The organism is Mesorhizobium sp. M0293, assembly GCF_040321735.1.
Lineage (GTDB): Bacteria > Pseudomonadota > Alphaproteobacteria > Rhizobiales > Rhizobiaceae > Mesorhizobium.
On record NZ_JAMYSA010000044.1, the window covers coordinates 23539 to 42621 of the forward strand.

A 19083-nucleotide genomic window follows, 5' to 3' on the forward strand; every position below is an offset into this window, starting at 1 on the left:
CCGCTTCAACGCGCCGCGCTTTAGACAAAAAAATCTATCCCTTGCCGGGACGGATCGAAACACTGAATGATGCCGGGGTTCGCGAGCCTACTGGCTGGCCAGCGGCGCCAGTTTGACCTTGATCACGTCGCCAGGCAGCACCAGCGTCTCTTCCTTCGCGGCGATTTCGCTGGTCTTGCCGTCGACGTTGCGCACCAGCGAATAGAGGAGGGTGGGCTGCTGATCATTTGTCATAGCGGCCGTCGTCGCGGGATCGCTGGCCTGGGCTATCAGGCCTTTCTGCATATTCGCCTTCAGCGCCGCCTCGTTCAGGTCGGCTTCGGTCTGCTGCCGGTCGGTGGCGAGACTTGAACTCAAGGTGTTCTGGGCATCGATGGCGTCCTGCGTCGCCTTGCTGATCGACTGCTTGGCGGTGAGGATGGCCGTTTCGTAGTCCAGGATCTTGCCCTGCAGGTCGGCGACGGACTGCCGCGAATCCAACAGTCGGGCGTTGGCGATCAGGCCTTTCTGAGCCAGCGGGCCGATGCTGGTGAGTTGCTGCTGTGCCAGGTCGACCTGCTGCTGCTGGTTGACGATCTTCTTCTGCAGCGATTCGATCTCGGACTGCAAAACCCCTTTCAGATCGTCGAGCGCCTCGAGTTTCAGCTTCAACGCCCTTTGGTCGGACGTCAGGATCGTCATCTCGTCGGCGACGATGGCTGGCAGTCTGGGGTCGCCCTCGACCTCCTTAGGCACATCGAAACTCGTCTTGCCGGCCATATCCGCGTCGATGCGGGCGCGCTTGACGATCAGCCGAATGCGCAGGTCGTCGGAGATATCGAAATTGCCCTTGGCGGTGACCAGGTCCTTGCCGAGTTGGGGGCCATAATCGGCGCTGCGCCTGATGCCGCCGGCGACGCTGATCGCCTTCAGCACTGTCAGGTCGGGCACATAAGGAAATTGGCCGGGGTTCTGCACTTCGCCCGAAATGTAGAATGGCCGGAACTGCGCCATTTCGACAGAGGCCTCGGGCTTGTCCGATAGGGCGAGCTTACGCTGCAGCGCCTCGCTGATCGCCGCTGCGATTTCGGACGTGGTCTTGCCGGATGCCGGCAACTCGCCGGCGAACGGCACCGACAGCGTGCCCGATGGGCCGACCGTGTACTCGCCATTCACCGCCGACCAGTCACGAAAGGTGCCTTCCACGGTCTGCCATTCGGCAACGCGGATGGTGAGCTTGTCCTGCGACCCGAGGCGGTAATCGCCGGCGGCGGCGATGTGGGGGACGACGAGCGACACGGCAAGGCATGTGGCCAATAAACGCGCCCGCCGCAGGCGGCCGGAAACCGGGCCGCTGCGAAAGGCTTCGAACATATCTGTCTTCAACTGAACGTTCCGATCCGCTTTAGCCCCATCGCCCGATGAGCTTGCCGTCGAATGCTTGTCCCAGTGTCTGGTATTGGCCTCCGGCCGGTCAGTAAGAGCCGCGCGACATCCAGACGGCCGGGACGGTCTTGATGATGATGCGAACGTCCTCGAACAGCGACCAGTTCTCGACATAGTGGCGGTCGAAGGCGACGCGGCTGTCATAGGACACATCGTTGCGGCCGCTGACCTGCCACAGGCCGGTCAGGCCTGGGCGGGATTTCAGGTAATAGACGGCGGATGTGCCATAGATCTCCAGTTCGTCGCGTACAACCGGACGAGGGCCGACAAGGCTCATGTCGCCCTGCAGGATGTTGATGATCTGGGGCAGTTCATCGAGGCTGAGTTTCCTCAGCACCGCTCCGACACGGGTGACACGCGGGTCGTTCTTCAGCTTGCGGGTCGCAATCCATTCCGCATTGGCGTCCGGGTTGGTGGCGAGATAGGCTGCCAGTACCTTGTCGCCGTCCGGAACCATGGTGCGGAACTTCAGGCATGGAAAAATCCGCCCGCCGCGCCCGATTCGCCTGTGGCCGTAGAAAATCGAGCCGCCGTCGGAAAACTTGACGAGCAGCGCGATCATGACAAACAGCGGGCTGAGAGCGATCAAGCCGATCAGTGAACCGGCGATATCGAAGCTGCGTTTGAGCAGGCCGCCGATCGGCGGCGGAAAATCGATGTCAGCCTGCGAAAAGCCCGCGGTGGCCGACTTGGCAACGTCCCTCATGCCGTAAACTCCATGCGTTGAACGAATGGTTCGCGGCAAGATACCAAAAAAATGTTGCAGCGCAACACACAATTTCCCACCCCGTTGAAATAGTCGCGTCATGAATTGACTAAATAATAAGCTAGACATGCACAAATTTCGGCATATTTAGCACATTTGTGACAAGAAATGGGCATCGTCGAAAAAATACGGACATTTTTAGGGCGGTTTTTAGGCAAGCCTACCTAGTTGCCAAGGCATGGTACACATTAGTGCTTTAGCTCGCGGTGATGCTTGGACAAAACCATGTAAAATACTACTTAATATTGTCTATCTTACTGAAAAGCGCTGAAGGCCGGAGATCGGCTTAAATCCCGTTGCGTGCATTGCACCATGGCGGAGTCGATCGCAAAAACCCAATGAAAAATATTCGGAGTTGCCCTTGCCGCCTATTGCTCGCCTTAATAGAATTGCAAATTATATCTGTCAGAGTGGCGACAGGTAGAAAAGGCCGGAAGCAACCGGCCGAGAGTGGGCGACCTTTAACAAGCCCACATGACAAGGGACGGCGCTCGGGTGGGGCAATCGTTATATGTACCCGAGCCGGTTTATGGGCTGTTGGGTATGGCGCTTCCAAAATTCATCCTCGGGATGATTTTCGCTCTGGCTATCGTGGTCGGCTGGTCCTGGCTGGGCGGCGCGTCGATAGGCACAATAGTGGTGCGCGTGATCATCTGCGCCGTCGTCATTCAGGCGGGCTATTTCGTGCTCGTCTATGCCATGATCGCCAGGAGCGCGCCGACGCCGGCAGACATGGCTCGTGACGCCGAGCGAAAGCTGAATGCGCCAGAGGTCGCCGAAGGCGAGAAGCTGGGCAGCGCCAGGCGCGGCCTGCACTAGCTGGCCGGAGGCTCGCCGGCCTCACGCCACGTTGGCGGGTTGGGTCTCCGACTGTTCCCCCGACAGCATCCTCGACAACCGGCTGCCGGTTTTTTCCTTCAGCCGCTGGTATTGGCCGACCTCGACGATACGGCCGTTTTCCATCGCCACCACCCAGTCGGCGAAGGCGATCATCGACGGCCGGTGCGCAATGGTCAGGATCGTCATCGTGCCGCGCAATCCGTCGATCGACCTGGCGATCAGCGACTGGTTCTGCCAGTCGAGCGCGCTGGTGGCTTCGTCGAGAATGAGCAGCGACGGCTTGCGCAGCAGCGCGCGCGCAAGCGCGATGCGCTGGCGTTCGCCGCCAGAAAACCGCACGCCGCGGTCGCCGCCCACCGTCTCGAGCTTGAGGTCCAGCCGTTCGACGAACTCGCCGGCGTGCGCCGAGCGCAGCGCGGCCCACAGATCGTCATCGCTGGCCTGCGGCGCGGCAAGGCGCAGGTTCGCCGCGATCGTGTCATGCAGCAGAAACACGTCCTGCGGCACATAGGCCACCTGATCGCGCCAGCGGCGGCGATTGCCGGCATCGATCTCGACGCCGTCGACGAGCATTTTGCCGGCGGTAGGCTCGAGCAGGCCAAGCAGCATGTCGGCGATCGTGCTCTTGCCCGATCCGGAGGGGCCGATCAGGGCGGTGACCTTGCCGGCCGGCAAGCCGAAGGTGATGCCGGCGACCACCGCCTTGGTGGGGTCGTCGCCATATCCGAAGGAAACGTCCCTGATGTTGAGCCCGGTGGCGAGTGACAGCTTGCCGCCTTCCGCAATGCCGCCGCCGTCATCCGGTTCGCGTTCGGCGTCGAACCGCGCCTGCATGCTGCGCATCGCCGTATAGGCGGGCAGGTTGATCAGCACTTGCTGGGCCTGCGTCTGCATGTCCATGAAGCGCGGCGCAATGCGCATGAAGACCAGCAGCAACACGACGATCTCGGCCAGCGACAGGTTGAAGCGGACCAGCGCCACATAGATGAACAGGCTCAAGCCCACGACGCTCGCCACCTGGAACACCGCGGTGCCGATGGTGCTGTTGCGCACATAGTCGATATTGTCGGCCTTCATCTTTTCCAGTGTCGACTGCAGTTGCGCGAAATAGCTGGCTTCGACGTTCAGGCTCTTGGCTACCTTGATGCCGGCGAGAAATTCCGAGACCGTCCGGTACTGATCCTGGCGATTGGCGGTCAGCACCCGGCCAAAGGCGGTGGCCCGCGTCCGGAAGGGCTGCAGCGCCACGAACATCAGGATGCCGATGATGACGGCAAACAGCGTCATGACCGGCGAGATGAACACGGAGATCATGAGATAGCCGGCCAGAAGTACCGCGATCTGCACCAGCATCAACAGCGAGAAAGCAGCCCCCTGGACGCGGTCGATGTCGCCGGTCAGGGCGTGGTCGAGATCGGAGCTGCGCATGCGCGTGAAAACGCCCCAGCGCGCCTTGCCGATGCTCTCGAACAGGTTCAGTCGAACGCGGTTGATGAAATCGAACAGAAGTTTGGCCATGTAGACCGACTTGAAGCGGTTGAACGCGGCCTGCACAGCAACAAGCCCGACCAGCGCGCAAAGCACTGTCGTCAGCTGCAGTGTTCCGTCCGGCACCAGCCAGTGCACGAAATCATTGTTCGGCAGCCTGACCGCGAAATCCTGGTCGGGGCGTCCGACCAGATGCAGCAGCGGGATCAACAGCAGGATGGAGATGCCCTCGGTCAGGCTGCCCAGGATGAGGAAGAGAAGCGCCGTCCAGGTTCGCCGCCCGCCGATCTGGGCAATGACGGCGCCGAATGCGGCAATTTCTCGAAACAGCGACAGGCGAAGGATTGAGGACTTCGACATGATCGCGCTCACGGCCGCCGACTGCCGGCCGCCAGATCCCTTTCGATCAGGTCCACGGCTTCGCCGATCCTGCCGAGACCCGTCGGAACTTCCAGCCGGCACACGCCGATATGGTTAGCAATCGCTGAACATTGACGCAGATGCACCGCCGCGAAATCGCTGGGCAGCGCCGCGCGGCCAAAACGCGTCACATAGGAGAATTTGATGATGGCCGGCAGAGCGGCGATAGCGGGCAAGGGCGTGATGTCAGCTTTTTCGCCGCGCTCGAGAATATAGATCCTGGTTGCCCGCACCTTGTCGCCGGAGAAGCCGCCGTTCAGGCGATGCTGCATCTTGTCGATCGCCGGATGCACTTGTGGGCGCACTTCCGCTTCCCCGAGAGAGATCGCCGCCGCCGCGTCGGCCGCCAGCTTGATCTGCGGGAAACCCGGAACGATCATCGGCTCACTCGGATTGGCGAGGTCGAGCGCTACTACGTCATCGGTAAGCAATTGGTGTCCGGCCCGGATCATCGCGCTCGCCGTCGTCGACTTGCCGGCACCCTTGTCGCCCATGAAGATGGCACTCGTGCCGGCGGCGGCAATGGCGCTGGCATGCAGGACGAGCAGGCCGCGCCGGTGCAAGAGCAGCGCCATGACCGGGCCGAGCAGCGGAAACGCGATCAGCGTGTCGTCGACGCCGGGTGCCGGTTCTATGTCGATGCGGCAGTCATCGCTGATCAGGAACGCACCGACAGCATGCCAGGTCAGATATTGCCGGTGCGGCTCGAAGCGGAAGTCGGTCGCGGCCTCCGGCGAGGGCTTTGGCATGTCGATGGCGCCGACGGCAATCACGACATCCGCCGCTCCCGGCGGCGCCGGCTCCAGCTCCGGCAACGTCACCTCGGATGCGATGGTCATGCCATAAGCCCGGTAGAAGCGGCGTTCTCGTACAGTCCGGCCATGCGGATGGGGGTGACCGTTGTATGCGGTGAGCGGCTCGTTGCGCGGCGTCATGCGTGGCTCCCGCTGTGCTGGAGCTGCCGCAGCCACAGCGACAGCGAGGCCGAGCGCCAGACATACTGGACATCCAGGGGCGCTGCCTGATCGGGCCGGCGCAGCAGGCGCGCATAGGCAGCACTCACCTGTGGCAGGTTGACGTAGGGCGCAATGCGGCCCGCATCCGAGACCAGCAGCTGTTCCAGGAGGTCGCGGTGGTTGCGCAGCATGCCGTTGACGAGATTGGCGGTGAAATCGATCTTGTCGCGCCGCCATTGCACCGCCGCCGGCAGGACGCCTTGCATGGCGCGGCGCAGCACATAACGGCCAAAGCCGTGGCTCAGCTTCGCCTCGCCCGGCAGCGCAAGGCAGAACTCGACCAGCGGCTTGTCCCAGAAGGGGTAGCGCGGCTCGACGCCGAAATTGGCCGCGGCCTTGTCGAGAACCTCGAAAGCATGCGGGACATAGCCGTTTGACAGGATCCAGCGATGGCTGAGCGCGTCGCTGGCCTGGATGCCGGGCGGCATATATCCGGCCCGGTGGAACCGGTCGACAAGCTCGGTTCGCCTGGCCAGGTCCGGATTGATCAGGTCGCGCCAGCCGCGCGGCATCTGCACCGTCTTGCGGATCCTGTTCAGGGCACGGTTCGCCAGATATCTCAGCCTGGCGATGCGCCAGGCCGGCCCGTAGAGGGCCAGGAACTGGAAATACAGGCCAAGCGTGCTGTCGCCATAAGTGTTGGAGGCGCTGCGGACCTCGCGCCACAAATCCATCCATCTGCCGGCATTGGCAAGCTCATGCAGATGGCCGTGGCCTTGTGAAACGACCTCGTCGCCGCCATGGCCGTCCAGCAGCACCTTGATGCCCTTGGCGCCGGCAGTCCGATAGATACCGCGTGTCAGCGTCAGGCCCGGCGCCAGGAACGTTCCTTGCTGTTCTTCCAGCACGCGTTCAAATTCGGCGAATGGCGCATAGTTGCCGACCGGGATCAGCGTCGCGTCGACCTGCTGCTGGTCGAGAACGGCGTCGATGAAGGGCCGCTCGTCCATCGGCGAACCCTTGTCGAAGATCAGCGAGAAGGTCGGCAGCTTCGGCTTGCCCGCGGCGGCATTCTGCAGGCCGGCGACACAGGCGATCGACGAGGAATCGAGGCCGCCGCTCAGCATCGCGCCGACCGCGGAAGTTCCCCGCATGCGGTTGCGCACCGATTGCGAGAACAGGTGGGCGAACTCCTCGGCTGCGTCGGACCGCAAGGGCCGCACCGACGGTTCGATCTGCCAGTATCGGCGCAGCACCACTTGTTGCGCGGTGACGGTGAGACTGTGGCGGGCCGGCAGGCTGAAAATATCGCTGTAGGGAGTAGACTGCGGGTCGTCGGGAAGCCCGGCCAGAAATCCGGAAATCTGATGCTCGCTGACGCGCGCACCGACGCCATCGACACCAAGGATCGGCCCGATCTCGGAGGCAAAGCAAAAACGCTGGTCCGCCGCGTGGTAGTAGAACGGTTTGACGCCGAAATGATCGCGGGCGCAAAACAACGATTGCCGCTCGCCGTCCCAGATGGCGAAGGCGAAATCGCCTTGCAGATGCTCCGTGCAGGCTTCGCCCCAGCGCAGATAGGCCCGCATCAGCACGATCGCGTCGGCGACCGACTGGTCGCGGATGCCGAGCCTGGCCAGCAGCTCGTCGCGGTTGTCCAGCCGGCAATCGGCGGTGATGGCGAGCCTGCCGCCGGCCATCGTCCGCGGACCCGGACCGGCTTCATCTGACGTATTGAGCCAGGCGTGGCCAAGCGCGATGCTGGCGTCCAGCCACCACGAACTGCCGTCAGGGCCACGATGGCGCATGCGCGCCAGCATCTGCTGGATGTCACCCGCCGCGACCGCCGGTGCGAGCCTCTGTCGCAGTAAGATTCCGGCGACGCCGCTCATCGGCTGCCGTGATCAACGAGATAGGCGAAACCGTCGATCGATCCGCCAAGCACGATATGGTTGTCGCTGACCAGCCAGGCATGCGCCTTCAACTGCTTGCCCGTGCCACGTTCGATGCCGATGCGTATTTTAGAGGCATTGCCCTGGCGGGCGAGGATGTACTGGCCCGAAAGTGCCTGGGTCAGGCACGTGGCGTAAGGGACGAAACGGGCTGCGGCGGCAACGCCCCAGGCGACACGCCGCAACTCGCCCATTGAAGCGCACTGACGTGCGTCGAGCCGCGTCACCAGGCTGCGAACATGGTTATAGGACAGCAGCGTCAGCCCAAGCCGAACCGCCGCGACCACCAGCAGGCAGTGGCTAAGAAAGATCATTTCCGAGCCGCTCAGGGAGAAAACCCTGACCAGCCCGCGCCGGCTTCCCCCGCGCTTTGTTTGCTTGGGACTTTTCTTTCTCGCGGATTCCTGTCGCGAATCCGTGATCCACTTTTGCGGAACCGGCTTAGACAAGTGCCTCATGCTGCAGCCTCGCAAGCCCGTTATCGGCCAAGCCCTTCAGCAATGCGTCGACGTCGGCCTGGCAGCGCTGTGGGTCGACAGTGTAACGCGCAAGCACGGCACCGCGGATGTCGGCGATCGATCTGGGCTCCTGGATCAACTCCCAGATGAAGGCGCCGACGCCATTCAGGCTGTAATAGACATTGGATTTGAGATAAAGCAGCGCCAGGCCATTGCCGAACTCGCAAGCCACGGCATCCTTGGTCGCGCCTATCAAATCGTGGTCGGCCAGATCATGGTCAGATAGCTTCCAGTTCATCCCAAAACCTCGCTTACAATACGCACAGGCAGTTCCAGGCAATGAAAGCGGAGTCGGAGGTTTGCCCCCGACTCTCCTATTTCCTTGGGTCCAGAGTACGTAACGTCGTCACTCCGGAAAACTACGATAGGCTCAGGAGAACGTCAGGTCGCCGATCGGCGTGTGCGCGGGGAACGAGGCGTCGATCGCCGTGCTGCCGCCGCCGCCCTGGGTGATGGTTTCAATCGAACCATGCACCGTCAGGCTTGGCGTTTCATATTCATGCTTTTCAACATTCTGTTCCATTTTACTCTCCGATAAGGACTGGAAACGGCCTGTCGAGTGCCGTCAGCACTTTCATGCTGCAACGCAATAGCTGCATAGCAGCATTTATGAGTCAAGCCTGATTTACCAGGCGTTAATCAATTACGGGTTGCGGGTGTCACTACATGTGTGAGCTACGCCCAAAATCTGACTTCTTTTGAGTGGATTTCATAGGCACATGAGTTATAGCGACGACGATTCTTTAAGCATTTGATTTTGCTTGCATAAAGTATTTGCTTGGCGCTTGTATTTTAGGCGCTGCTAATGGAGCAACTTCATTTGGCAAATCCTTGCTGAGCCCGGCTGAAAAACGCCTTGGTGGGGATGTTTCAACTACGATTTTCACTGCCTTTCAGGCGGTATCGGTAAACGCCCCGGTTGCAAAATTCCGCACTGCAAAAGGAAAGGCTTTACGGCATCAAGGTTTTTGGTGATGCTTGTTTCGCACTTGCAGCATAAGCGTCGCGCAAACCGCTTTATTTGGAGACTATGCGCTAAATGGCCCTGCCGGATGGTTCATACGAACGATTGCGCGCCGCCGACTGTGCCGACGAGGTGGCCTATGTGCAGGCATGCCTGCGGTTGTATTTCGCGGGGCCGCACGCCGCCGCCGGCAACGTGTCGATGCCTGGCCTTGGCTGCGCCAAAATTGCCGACATTGCCAGGCTGAACAAGGTCGCGACCTTTGTCCTCAAGGCCCTATCGCGCGCAACTGCGCATGAGAGGCCGCCCGAGCTTTTCGAGTGGCTCGACACCTACCGCAGGAGGACGGTTTCGATGAACGCATCCTGCATCATGGATTCGATGGCGATCCATGACGTGCTGCGCGCCAGCGAAATCGATTTCGTCTTCCTGAAGGGCCCCTTCCAGCAACAGCTGCTCTATGGCGACCACTTCATGAAGCCTTCGGGCGATGTCGACATTCTGGTTTCGCCCGTCGGGTTTTTCAGGGCGCGTGATGCGCTTCGCACGATCGGCTACGAGGTATCAGGCAAGTCGCGTTCCGTCTGGTGGGTCCGCTTCCTCGGCGAACAACACATGACCCACGGCGACGGGCCGAGGCAGTCCACGGTCGATCTTCACTACCGCCTCCAGCAGCCCGGCTCGCCGAGCCCGCGCGACGCGGACGGGTTTCTGCGGCGCAAACGACAGGTCGAGATCGCCGGGGCGACGGCGCCGTTCACCTCGGCAGCCGATACTTTGCTTTTGTCCTGCATCAGCGTCGCCAAGGCGCTTTTCAACCGGGAACCCTGTGCGGGCTATGTCTGCGACGTTCAAGCCAGCGCCAGCCGCCTCGACGAGGCGGATCAGCAGCATGTGCTCGATGCCGCAACCGCGCAGGGACTGGATGACACGCTGCTGCTTGGCCTGCGCGCCGCCGATGTGCTGCTCGGCGGTGCCGGCACGCTGCTGTCGGAGCGGGCGAAACGAATCCTGTCGCGCATCGGCAATGAGGATCTGCTCAGCATGGTTATCGCGCCGTGGCAGCCGTCGCTGCGGTGGCCACAGCGGCGAACGGTGCTGTGGGAACTGTGCGGCCGCGCGCCGGTCCGCTATCTGGCCGAAGCCGGCTGGGCGGCGTCCGCCGACATCAGCCGCCGGATCTTTGAACGGCCGGGCAATCGCTGAATGAAGACAGATTGGGCGCTGATGGCAATTTCATCGGGCATCGAACGAGTACGGGGCGAGGGCAAATCGATATCACCTGTACGAGAGGCAAATCCATGTCGATGACGAAATCCGAGGTCTGCGTGATCATCGCGGCAAAAAACGCGGCGGTGACAATCGCTGTCGCTATAGCGTCCGCGTTGCGCGAACGGGAAGTGGCGGAGGTCGTCGTCGTCGATGACGGCTCCACCGACGGCACCGCTGACGTCGCGCGATCCGCCGACGACGGCAGCGGCCGGCTTACGGTGATGCGCCTCGACGTCAATCGTGGCCCCTCCGCTGCCCGCAACGCCGCGATCAGCGCCTCGAAATCGCCGTTCATCAGCATTCTCGATGCCGACGATTTTTTCCTCGAAGGCCGGTTTCGCAACCTGTTTGCCGGCGCCGATTGGGATTTCGCGGCCGACAACATCATGCTGATCAGGGACGATGCGACGGGCGATGCAACGAAAATCGTCGCGCCGGAATTTGCTGCCGATCCGGAGTTCCTCGATTTCGAGCGCTTCGTCGAAGGCAATATCTCCAGGCGCCGCGTGCAAAGGGGCGAACTGGGCTTTTTGAAGCCGGTAATCAGCCGCGCCTTCCTCGACCGCCATGGCTTGCGCTACGACGAGCGCCTGCGGCTGGGCGAGGACTATGAACTCTACGCCCGCGCGGTCGCCCGCGGGGCGCGGTTCAAGGTCATTCGCTCCTGCGGCTACGGCGCCATCGTCCGCGCCGATTCGCTGAGCGGCCGCCACAAGACCCAGGACCTGGAGCGTCTGGCCGATGCGGATCTGGCGCTGCTGGCCATCGACAGCCTGCCGGAAGGCTCGAAAGCCGTGCTGCGGCGACATGAGCGGCACGTGCGCGACAAATATCGGCTGCGCAACTTCCTCGACGTCAAGTCCGAACAGGGGCTGGCATCGGCCGCGGCTTACGCTTTCGCCAGCCAATCCAACCTCATCCCCATTGTCCAGGGCGTGGCGTCCGACAAGCTTGAGGCGCTGTTTCGCCGTGTCGGCCTTGCTTCCAGGCAAAAGCATGTGCCGCCGCTGCGCTTTCTGATGGCCGGAACCAGCACGGGCAAGGAGCGGTAAGGCTGCACACAAGCCATTTCGGCATCACGCAAACCATTTCGGCCGGATTTATGAGTTTACGAATTGGGTAGTTGCCTCGCGGCCCCGACGATGGCAGTCTATGCTGCGGTGCAGCAATTGGACGACCAGCCGAACTGGCCCCGATCGGATTGGTCTGACGTCTCCCCCCGGGAGAAGCAGGACAATGCGACGCGAGTTTTCTGAGCCCCGGCTGCGGGGATCGGCCAGAAGCCCGGCCCACAAGCCGGCGATGACAGGAATCTGAGTTCATGGCCTCGATATTCGGTTTCAGATCAAGGGATCCGGCCCGCGACCGGCAGACCGATGTTTCACGTCTTGATCGTCTGGCAAAGCTGTTCGAGCAGATCGCGGCCGAGATCGAGTCCGAGAGGGCCGGACTCGAGAATCGCTATCGGACGAAGGCGACCAACGCCGCCTTCCTGGTCGAAGCAATGGAAAACGGTTCCGCCTCTGACAAACGGTCATCCGAAGTCAGCGCACTGACGCAGTCGATCCTGAATTGCGAACGCCGCATTGCGGCGCTGTCGCGCCAGGACGGCATGATGAAGGATCTTCGCCATTCGCTGGATATCGTCTTCGACGAGAGTGCCGATACGGCCCCCGCGGCTGAATTCGCCAGGCCGGCGGGAGCCGGCAGGGGTTGAAGGTGAGGGCTCGGAACTGTTGCAACGGATTTGATGCAAGGCAAGAAAAGCAATTCGGGAGGGTCACAAAAGAGTCAAGGTTGCCCGCTCAGGAGCGGTTCGAACGTCGACTTTGGGTTGGGGACGCACAGCGCAAAGGTGAGTTTGTATGAATTCGAATCCGAAACCTAGGTCCACGACAACACTTGACGCACCGTCGTTCGCACAGCAGACCGGGCAAGCCGGCCGGCGGCGGCTGGTTTCGCTCGGTGCGTTGCTGCTGGCCGCTCTTGGCAGTTTCCTGGCAACCCCTTCCCATGCCCAGGACATTCCGACATCGCCGTCCTTTGTCGACGATTTCAAAAGCTTGGATCGTGCACGTTGGTATGTTTCCGACGGCTGGAACAATGGCAACCATCAGAATTGCACCTGGTCGAAGGGACAGGTCAGCCTGTCGGACGGCGTGCTGTCGCTGGGCTTCGAGAAGCAGCAGCTGAAGGACCGTGAGTTTGCCTGCGGCGAGGTCCAGACCAAGCAGCGTTTCGGCTACGGCACCTATGAGGCCCGGTTGAAGACCGACACCGGCTCCGGCCTCAACGCAGCGTTCTTCTCCTATATCGGTCCATCCGACAAACAGCCCTGGGATGAGATCGACTTCGAAATCCTGACCAAGGATACCTCCAAGGTGCAGGTCAATGCCTATATCGCGGGCAAGGGCAAGAACGAGAAGCTGGTCGATGTGCCGGGCGGCACCCAGAATGCGTTCAACGACTACGCCTTCGTCTGGCAGAAGGACAGCTTGCGCTGGTACGTCAACGGTGAGTTGGTCAACACGATCACCGATCCGGCGAAATTGCCGAGCCATGCGCAGAAGATTTTCTTCAGCCTGTGGGGCAGCGATACGATGACCGGTTGGTTGGGAGCGTTCGCGGATCCTGGGCGCAAGCTCACGCTGCAGATCGATCGCGTCGCGTTCACGGCCTTGGGCGAACCCTGTCAATTTCCGGAATCGCTGGCATGCAGCGTAAAGTAGTTGGGAAAGTCGATTTGAACTGGCCGGGCCGAAGGCGGTCCGTTGCCTTGCATGGGAATGAAACCGAATGAACTTGACGGTGTTTGGAATTGGCTATGTCGGCCTCGTGCAGGCGGCGGTGCTTGCCGAAGTCGGGCATCATGTGGTGTGCGTCGACATCGACGCCGCCAAGGTCGAGCGGCTTAATCAGGGCCTGGTTCCCATTTTCGAACCCGGATTGGAAAACCTCGTCAAGGAGAACCATGCGGCCGGCCGCATCAAGTTCACCACCGATGCCGCCGCCGCCGTCAGACATGGCGAGATCCAGATGATCGCGGTCGGCACGCCACCCGGCGAGGATGGCTCCGCCGATCTCAAATATGTGCTGGCCGTCGCCGAGACCATCGGTCGTGAGATGGACAAGCCCAAGATCGTCGTCGGCAAGTCGACGGTGCCGGTCGGCACCTGCGAAAAGGTCAAGGCCAGGATCGCCGAAACGCTGAAGAAGCGAGGCCGCGAGGATCTGGCCTTCGACGTCGCTTCCAATCCGGAATTCCTCAAGGAAGGGTCCGCGGTCGCAGACTGCATGAAGCCGGATCGCATCATCGTCGGCACAGACAGCGAAGACACCGAGGCGGTGATGCGTGAACTCTACGCGCCGTTCAATCGCAACCACGAGAAGATGATCGTGATGGACGTGCGCAGCGCCGAATTCACCAAATATGCCGCCAATTGCATGCTGGCGACCAAGATCAGCTTCATGAACGAGATGGCCAATTTGGCCGAGCAGCTCGGCGCCGACATCGAGGAGGTCCGCAAGGGCATCGGCAGCGATCCGCGCATCGGCTACCATTTCATCTATCCGGGTCTTGGTTATGGTGGCTCGTGCTTCCCGAAGGATGTGCGGGCGCTGATCAAGACCGCCGAAGGCGTCAAGTTCGACGCCAAGCTGCTGCGCGCCGTCGAGGAGCGCAACAACGCACAGAAATCGGTTCTCTTCGACAAGGTGGACCGCTACTTCAAGGGCAATCTCAAAGGCAAGACCTTCGCGCTGTGGGGCCTGGCCTTCAAGCCCAACACCGACGACATGCGCGAGGCGCCGGCGCGTGTCGTGATGGAAGCGCTGTGGAAGGCCGGCGCCAATGTCCAGGCCTATGATCCAGAGGCGATGCAGGAATGCCAGGCCATCTACGGCCTGCGCGACGATCTGCTGTTGTGCGGTACCAAGGAGGCGGCACTGCGCGGCGCCGACGCGCTGTTGATCGCCACCGAGTGGAAGAGCTTCCGCGCGCCCTCCTTCGACGCGCTGAGAGATGCACTGACCACGCCGGTCATCTTCGATGGCCGCAACCTCTATGACCCCAAGGTCATCGCCCGCCACGGCATCGAATATCACTCGATCGGCAGAATGGCGGCATGAGACCGGGCAGGGACAGGCGGATGCAAGACCGGTCCAGCCGACGGGCGCAAGGATTGAGCGCGTATTTCTGTGTGGAGTTGTAGCTGATGGTGCTGGACGTAAAGCCAGAGCAAATCACCAAGGATCATTTCGATCTCGTCGCGATCGGTTCCGGCTTCGGTTCGGCCTTCTTCCTGCATGAGTTCGCCAAGCGGCGAAAGGCACGCATTCTGGTGCTGGAGTGGGGGCGCCACAACACCCATGAATGGCAGCTCGAGCAGAACGCCAACACCGACATCGACGATGAAACGACCTACAAGACCAATTCCGACAAGCCGTGGAACTACACGATCGGGCTGGGTGGCGGAACGAACTGCTGGTTCGCGCAGACGCCAAGGTTCCATCCCAATGACTTCAGGTTGAAAAGTACCTACGGCATCGGCAATGACTGGCCGATCAGCTATGACGACATCGAGCCGTTCTACTGCGACGCCGAAGACATCATGTCGATCTCAGGCGACCCCGACATGGCGGCGATGCTGCCGCGCTCGAAGCCGTTTCCGCAACCGCCGCATCGCATGTCGACACCCGACCGGATGATGAAGGCGGCGCAGCCCGGCCAGCATTTCGTCATGCCGACCGCGCGGGCACGGGTACCGACTTCACAACGCACCTCGTGCTGCGCCAATCTGCGCTGCTGGCTATGTCCGGCCGACGCGAAATTCACCGTCAACAACGGGTTGATGCATGTCTTCGAGCATCCCGATGTTTCGGTCTGCCTTGGTGCGGAAGTGCGCCGGCTCGATCACGTCGGCGGCGCGGTCCGTTCGGTCACGTTCATGCATGACGGCAAGGAATATCAGGTCAGCGGCGATCTCTTCATTCTCGGCGCGAATGCCATCCAAAGCGCGGCGATCATGTTGCGGTCCGGCCTGGGCGGTGAATTCGTCGGCCGCGGCCTGCACGAATCCTACGGCTGGAATTTCGAGGTCTATCTCGACGGCGTCGACAATTTCGACGGCAGCACCATCACCACCGGCTTGAATTTCGGCCTCTATGACGGCCCGCATCGATCGGAGCACGCAGCGGCACTGGTCTATTTCGAGAACCGCTGGCAGCACGGAATGCGTGCCGAAAAGGGGCGGCTGCGCCAGGCGCTGCCGCTTGTCGTGGTCACCGAAAACCTGCTCGACCCCGAGAATTTCGTCACGCTTGACGCGGATGAGAATGCCTTCGTCAGCTTCAAGGCGCCATCGGATTACGCGGTGAAGGGCATGGCTCGCGCGCTGGACAAATTGCCTGACCTTTTGGCGCCGCTGCCGGTCGAAAAGCTCTTCGACCGTGGCATCCGGCCGACCGAATCGCATGTTCAGGGGACGCTGAGGATGGGTACCGGCCCGGCCGATTCGGTGATCGACAGCGGCATGATCCATCACCAGCTCAGAAATCTGGTCGTCGTCGGCACCAGCACCTATCCGAGCTGCTCCTGCGCCAACCCAAGTCTGACCGCGGCAGCGCTGTCCTTGCGGGCGGCGGGCCGGATCGCGTGAAAGGAGGCATCGGATGATCGAAATTTCGCGACGCTCGGTCCTGGCCATCATGGCTGGCGGAGTGGTTTCGACAGGGGTCGCCTACGCCGCCGTTTCCTCATTCTCGGACGAGGATCTGGTGCGCGTCACGCTCGAAAAATACCTTGGCAGACTGAACATCCGCATCGAGCATCTGCAGCAGTTCGTGCTGGAGTTCCGCAACCGCAATCCGTGGGTCTTTCCAAGCGAAAAACTGAGCGACGCCGTCACTCTGGTGGAGGAACTCAAATTGGGCGCCGCGCGCCGCCTGCTGCCCCAGCAGAAGTGGGAAGATCTGGTGCATTTCGACCGCTGGGTCATCGCCGAGTTCCATATGCTGACGGACTATGCCTGGCGCAGTTCGCCCAACGACCCGATCCGGTTTACCGGCTGGCAATCCTGTACCAATCCCTTCGCGAATCTGGAGCCGCCGAAACTTGCCTGACGTCGAAAGCGAGGCGGCGGACTATGCCTGTTGCCTCTCAGCGAAGAATACGAGATGCGACAAGGAGCCCGATCATGAAAGTTCTTTTTGCAGGTGGCAACGGCTACACACCCGAGTTCAGTGGCGGCGTGCAGTCGAGCACGCACCATCTGGCCGAACAGCTGATCGAACATGGGCATGAAGCCGCGGTGCTTGCCGCCCTGTTCGGCGATGGTGTCTTCGGCTTCAAGGCGCGTGCCAAGATGAAGCTGCTGCGGCAGCCGGCGGTCATCGACAGCTATCCCGGCTATCCGGTGGTGCGGGCCTGGTTTCCCTGGGAAGCGGCGGCCTTTGCCGTGGACAGGCTGAAGCCGGATGTGGCCGTGGTCCAGTGTCACAAATCGGTTCCGATCGGCAAGGCGCTGCAGGCGAAGGGCGTGCCTCTGGTCATCTATCTCCGCAATGTCGAGTTCCACGAACTGGGCGGCGATCTGCGCGAATTGCACTCGGCAGTCTACATCGCCAATTCCGAGTTTACCGCGCGCACCTACAAGCGAGAGTTCGGCATCGAGGCGGCGGTGATCCCGCCGACCATCAACCCGGCGCATTACTCCACGCCGACAACGGGCCAGTTCGTCACGCTGATCAATCCTTATGAGGAAAAGGGTTTTGAGCTTGCGGTGCGCATCGCTGGCGCCTGCCGCGAAATCCCTTTCTTGTTCGTCGAAAGCTGGAAGCTGGACGACGATCATCGGACGCGGATCGAGCAGACGATCGCACCCTCGGGCAATGTCGTGCTGGAGAGCCGCACCAGCGACATGAAGACCGTCTATGGCCGCACCAAGATCCTGCTTGCTCCCAGCAAGTGGGAGGAGGCCTGGGGCCGCGTTGCATCGGAGGCCCATTGCAGCGGAATCCCGGTTGTCGGCTCGCGGCGCGGCGGCCTGCCCGAGGCGATCGGCTCGGGCGGCGTGGTGCTCGACTATGATGCTCCGCTTGCCGACTGGGTCGCGGCCGTCAGGCGGCTGTGGAATGATAACCAGGAATATGACCGGCTTTCAGGCCTCGCGCGCAGCTTCGCCGGACGCTCGGAACTCGATCCCGATCGCCAGTTCATGACCTTCTTCTCGATATTGGACAAGGCAATGCAGCAGCGCGCGCGGCAAGCGGCTTAGCCAAGGCGCGCAGCAAGACTGCTTAGAGCAGTTCACCGTTTCACGGAAACGGCGAACCGCTCTAACTCCTTGTTTTGACGCAATTCCCAAGGGAAAGCGCTATGCGCTTTTCCCGGGGAAACCGTTTCACACTTTTCCTGGAATTGCTCTAGCGTGGGGATCAGGCCAGGCGTTTGACGCGATTTTTCAGCGTCTCGTAGCCACGGGCGCCCAGCAGGGCGCGGGCAATGGTCTTGGCGGTACTCTTGCGGCCCTCTTGCGAGTTGATCTGCCGCAGCCTTGCCGGCAGGTTGCGGGCTGCCTGGCCGAGTGCCGGCAGCGACAGCGTGTCGGGAAAGCTGACCATGTGCGTTTCGACGCACAGCACCGGCTTGCCGGACAGTTCGGTGATCCTCAGCGCTTGTTCATGTTCGCTCTCGATGAACAGGATAGCATCGGACTTGCGATAGAAATCAGCCTTGAAACTGCCATGTGCGCCAAGCCGTTGCCGTTCCGCCTTGCTCGGCAGATCGAGCATGATCAGCTGGTCATATTTAATCTCATGCTTGGCAAGCCATGCCTCGGTGAGCGCGCGGTATTTCTCCAGCCGGCTGGTGACCAGCCAGCCGATCTTGTGGGTCGCGACATGGAGAGGCCGCGCCTCGCTCAGAAATTTCTCATAGGCTGGGCCGTCGTCGTTCTCGGCCTCCGTCGGGTCGAGGCATAGCACGCCGTCAATGTCGACGCAGCATTGCGCCAGGAATTTGTGATGCATGAAGTTCCATTGGAACATGCGCGGATGCGGCACGACCTCGAAGACGAGGTCGGTTTCCTCGTGCTGCGGCTGCAAGCCGAACACGGCGGCAAAGGTGAAATCGGCCTCGATGCCGGCAGCCTGGATGCGGGCGCGTGCGTCGCGCATGGCGTTACCGCCGGCGACGCTGTCATCGATCACGAGCACCTTGCGCATCTCGAAGACCTTGCGGTCGAGCGCGGCACGGCGCTTGGTGACGCCGGACGTGTAGATCCGCCCGGTCAGGAAGCTGTCGAGATCGGTCATCGGGATGTTGGCCGCAAGGCTGACCAGCGTTGCCGCCAGCACGCCGCTTCTGGGAACGCCGACGACCAGGTCGATGTCACGCGGCAGCCGGTGCAGGCCCCTGACAATGGCGTCGTTCATATCGGAGATCGATCGGTAGTGCATGGTTCAGACCTGGTCCTGGAGGGTA

The 19083-nt window shown here is 61.5% G+C and carries 18 protein-coding genes; 9 read left to right on the forward strand and 9 right to left on the reverse strand.

Annotation, left to right across the window (positions count from 1 at the left end; genetic code table 11):
• Positions 1–87: 87 nt before the first annotated feature.
• Together NKJ06_RS18025 and NKJ06_RS18030 are read right to left on the reverse strand one after the other, a co-directional pair.
• Positions 88–1353 (reverse strand): polysaccharide biosynthesis/export family protein, encoded by a 1266-nt coding sequence (locus NKJ06_RS18025; RefSeq protein WP_352628174.1) that lies wholly within the window; start codon positions 1351–1353, stop codon positions 88–90.
• A 100-nt stretch (positions 1354–1453) separates the two neighbouring features.
• Positions 1454–2131: a sugar transferase gene (locus NKJ06_RS18030; protein ID WP_352628173.1), complete on the reverse strand. Its 678-nt coding sequence runs from the start codon at positions 2129–2131 to the stop codon at positions 1454–1456.
• Between the two features lie 603 nt (positions 2132–2734).
• Between NKJ06_RS18030 and NKJ06_RS18035 the strand changes: the two genes are divergently transcribed.
• Complete coding sequence (locus NKJ06_RS18035) at positions 2735–3010, forward strand: exopolysaccharide production repressor protein (protein ID WP_352628172.1); 276 nt, start codon at positions 2735–2737, stop codon at positions 3008–3010.
• Positions 3011–3031: 21 nt separating this feature from the next.
• Here the strand turns inward: NKJ06_RS18035 and NKJ06_RS18040 are convergent, their stop codons facing one another.
• The 6 genes from NKJ06_RS18040 to NKJ06_RS18065 all read right to left on the reverse strand — a co-directional run bounded on the left by NKJ06_RS18040 (position 3032) and on the right by NKJ06_RS18065 (position 8888).
• Positions 3032–4879 (reverse strand): ABC transporter ATP-binding protein, encoded by a 1848-nt coding sequence (locus NKJ06_RS18040; RefSeq protein WP_352810342.1) that lies wholly within the window; start codon positions 4877–4879, stop codon positions 3032–3034.
• A gap of 8 nt (positions 4880–4887) precedes the next feature.
• Entirely contained in the window at positions 4888–5874 is a 987-nt protein-coding gene (locus NKJ06_RS18045; protein ID WP_352628169.1) for a phosphoenolpyruvate carboxykinase (ATP), read from the reverse strand.
• Positions 5871–7787, reverse strand: a complete 1917-nt coding sequence (locus NKJ06_RS18050) for a lasso peptide isopeptide bond-forming cyclase (protein WP_352628168.1) — start codon at positions 7785–7787, stop codon at positions 5871–5873. The genes NKJ06_RS18045 and NKJ06_RS18050 overlap by 4 nt, the downstream gene beginning before the upstream one ends.
• Positions 7784–8161 (reverse strand): lasso peptide biosynthesis B2 protein, encoded by a 378-nt coding sequence (locus NKJ06_RS18055; RefSeq protein WP_352628166.1) that lies wholly within the window; start codon positions 8159–8161, stop codon positions 7784–7786. The genes NKJ06_RS18050 and NKJ06_RS18055 overlap by 4 nt, the downstream gene beginning before the upstream one ends.
• A gap of 127 nt (positions 8162–8288) precedes the next feature.
• A complete protein-coding gene (locus tag NKJ06_RS18060) occupies positions 8289–8603 on the reverse strand; it encodes a PqqD family protein (RefSeq protein ID WP_352628165.1) in 315 nt (104 codons plus the stop codon).
• Between the two features lie 132 nt (positions 8604–8735).
• Complete coding sequence (locus NKJ06_RS18065) at positions 8736–8888, reverse strand: lasso peptide (RefSeq protein ID WP_010913078.1); 153 nt, start codon at positions 8886–8888, stop codon at positions 8736–8738.
• A gap of 516 nt (positions 8889–9404) precedes the next feature.
• On the opposite strand from NKJ06_RS18065, the gene NKJ06_RS18070 reads away from it, so the two are divergent.
• The 8 genes from NKJ06_RS18070 to NKJ06_RS18105 all read left to right on the forward strand — a co-directional run bounded on the left by NKJ06_RS18070 (position 9405) and on the right by NKJ06_RS18105 (position 17875).
• Entirely contained in the window at positions 9405–10535 is a 1131-nt protein-coding gene (locus NKJ06_RS18070) for a nucleotidyltransferase family protein (RefSeq protein WP_352628164.1), read from the forward strand.
• A 95-nt stretch (positions 10536–10630) separates the two neighbouring features.
• Positions 10631–11653 carry a glycosyltransferase family 2 protein gene (locus NKJ06_RS18075; RefSeq protein ID WP_352628163.1) on the forward strand — a complete coding sequence of 341 codons (1023 nt, stop codon included), beginning with the start codon at positions 10631–10633 and terminating at the stop codon, positions 11651–11653.
• A gap of 269 nt (positions 11654–11922) precedes the next feature.
• A complete protein-coding gene (locus NKJ06_RS18080; RefSeq protein ID WP_352628162.1) occupies positions 11923–12318 on the forward strand; it encodes a hypothetical protein in 396 nt (131 codons plus the stop codon).
• Between the two features lie 148 nt (positions 12319–12466).
• A complete protein-coding gene (exoK, locus tag NKJ06_RS18085; RefSeq protein WP_352628161.1) occupies positions 12467–13330 on the forward strand; it encodes an endo-1,3-1,4-beta-glycanase ExoK in 864 nt (287 codons plus the stop codon).
• 67 nt (positions 13331–13397) lie between these two features.
• Complete coding sequence (locus NKJ06_RS18090) at positions 13398–14729, forward strand: UDP-glucose dehydrogenase family protein (RefSeq protein ID WP_352628160.1); 1332 nt, start codon at positions 13398–13400, stop codon at positions 14727–14729.
• Between the two features lie 86 nt (positions 14730–14815).
• Positions 14816–16258, forward strand: coding sequence for a GMC oxidoreductase (locus NKJ06_RS18095; RefSeq protein WP_352628159.1), 1443 nt, complete (start codon positions 14816–14818; stop codon positions 16256–16258).
• Positions 16259–16271: 13 nt separating this feature from the next.
• On the forward strand, positions 16272–16721 hold the full coding sequence (locus NKJ06_RS18100; protein WP_352628158.1) for a hypothetical protein: 450 nt from the start codon (positions 16272–16274) through the stop codon (positions 16719–16721).
• A 74-nt stretch (positions 16722–16795) separates the two neighbouring features.
• Positions 16796–17875: a glycosyltransferase gene (locus NKJ06_RS18105; protein ID WP_352628156.1), complete on the forward strand. Its 1080-nt coding sequence runs from the start codon at positions 16796–16798 to the stop codon at positions 17873–17875.
• A gap of 160 nt (positions 17876–18035) precedes the next feature.
• Here the strand turns inward: NKJ06_RS18105 and NKJ06_RS18110 are convergent, their stop codons facing one another.
• Positions 18036–19058 carry a phosphoribosyltransferase gene (locus NKJ06_RS18110; protein WP_352628155.1) on the reverse strand — a complete coding sequence of 341 codons (1023 nt, stop codon included), beginning with the start codon at positions 19056–19058 and terminating at the stop codon, positions 18036–18038.
• Positions 19059–19083: the final 25 nt, after the last annotated feature.

Bases quoted from the DNA above. Each gene is read 5' to 3' on its own strand.
- NKJ06_RS18095 (WP_352628159.1), top strand. From the start codon at position 14,816: ATGGTGCTGGACGTAAAGCCAGAGCAAATCACCAAGGATCATTTCGAT.
- NKJ06_RS18080 (WP_352628162.1), top strand. From the start codon at position 11,923: ATGGCCTCGATATTCGGTTTCAGATCAAGGGATCCGGCCCGCGACCGG.
- NKJ06_RS18075 (WP_352628163.1), top strand. From the start codon at position 10,631: ATGTCGATGACGAAATCCGAGGTCTGCGTGATCATCGCGGCAAAAAAC.
- NKJ06_RS18025 (WP_352628174.1), bottom strand. From the start codon at position 1,353: ATGTTCGAAGCCTTTCGCAGCGGCCCGGTTTCCGGCCGCCTGCGGCGG.
- NKJ06_RS18060 (WP_352628165.1), bottom strand. From the start codon at position 8,603: ATGAACTGGAAGCTATCTGACCATGATCTGGCCGACCACGATTTGATA.
- NKJ06_RS18045 (WP_352628169.1), bottom strand. From the start codon at position 5,874: ATGACGCCGCGCAACGAGCCGCTCACCGCATACAACGGTCACCCCCAT.
- NKJ06_RS18030 (WP_352628173.1), bottom strand. From the start codon at position 2,131: ATGAGGGACGTTGCCAAGTCGGCCACCGCGGGCTTTTCGCAGGCTGAC.
- NKJ06_RS18110 (WP_352628155.1), bottom strand. From the start codon at position 19,058: ATGCACTACCGATCGATCTCCGATATGAACGACGCCATTGTCAGGGGC.
- NKJ06_RS18090 (WP_352628160.1), top strand. From the start codon at position 13,398: ATGAACTTGACGGTGTTTGGAATTGGCTATGTCGGCCTCGTGCAGGCG.
- NKJ06_RS18050 (WP_352628168.1), bottom strand. From the start codon at position 7,787: ATGAGCGGCGTCGCCGGAATCTTACTGCGACAGAGGCTCGCACCGGCG.
- NKJ06_RS18105 (WP_352628156.1), top strand. From the start codon at position 16,796: ATGAAAGTTCTTTTTGCAGGTGGCAACGGCTACACACCCGAGTTCAGT.
- NKJ06_RS18065 (WP_010913078.1), bottom strand. From the start codon at position 8,888: ATGGAACAGAATGTTGAAAAGCATGAATATGAAACGCCAAGCCTGACG.
- NKJ06_RS18040 (WP_352810342.1), bottom strand. From the start codon at position 4,879: ATGTCGAAGTCCTCAATCCTTCGCCTGTCGCTGTTTCGAGAAATTGCC.
- NKJ06_RS18100 (WP_352628158.1), top strand. From the start codon at position 16,272: ATGATCGAAATTTCGCGACGCTCGGTCCTGGCCATCATGGCTGGCGGA.
- NKJ06_RS18055 (WP_352628166.1), bottom strand. From the start codon at position 8,161: ATGATCTTTCTTAGCCACTGCCTGCTGGTGGTCGCGGCGGTTCGGCTT.
- exoK (WP_352628161.1), top strand. From the start codon at position 12,467: ATGAATTCGAATCCGAAACCTAGGTCCACGACAACACTTGACGCACCG.
- NKJ06_RS18035 (WP_352628172.1), top strand. From the start codon at position 2,735: ATGGCGCTTCCAAAATTCATCCTCGGGATGATTTTCGCTCTGGCTATC.
- NKJ06_RS18070 (WP_352628164.1), top strand. From the start codon at position 9,405: ATGGCCCTGCCGGATGGTTCATACGAACGATTGCGCGCCGCCGACTGT.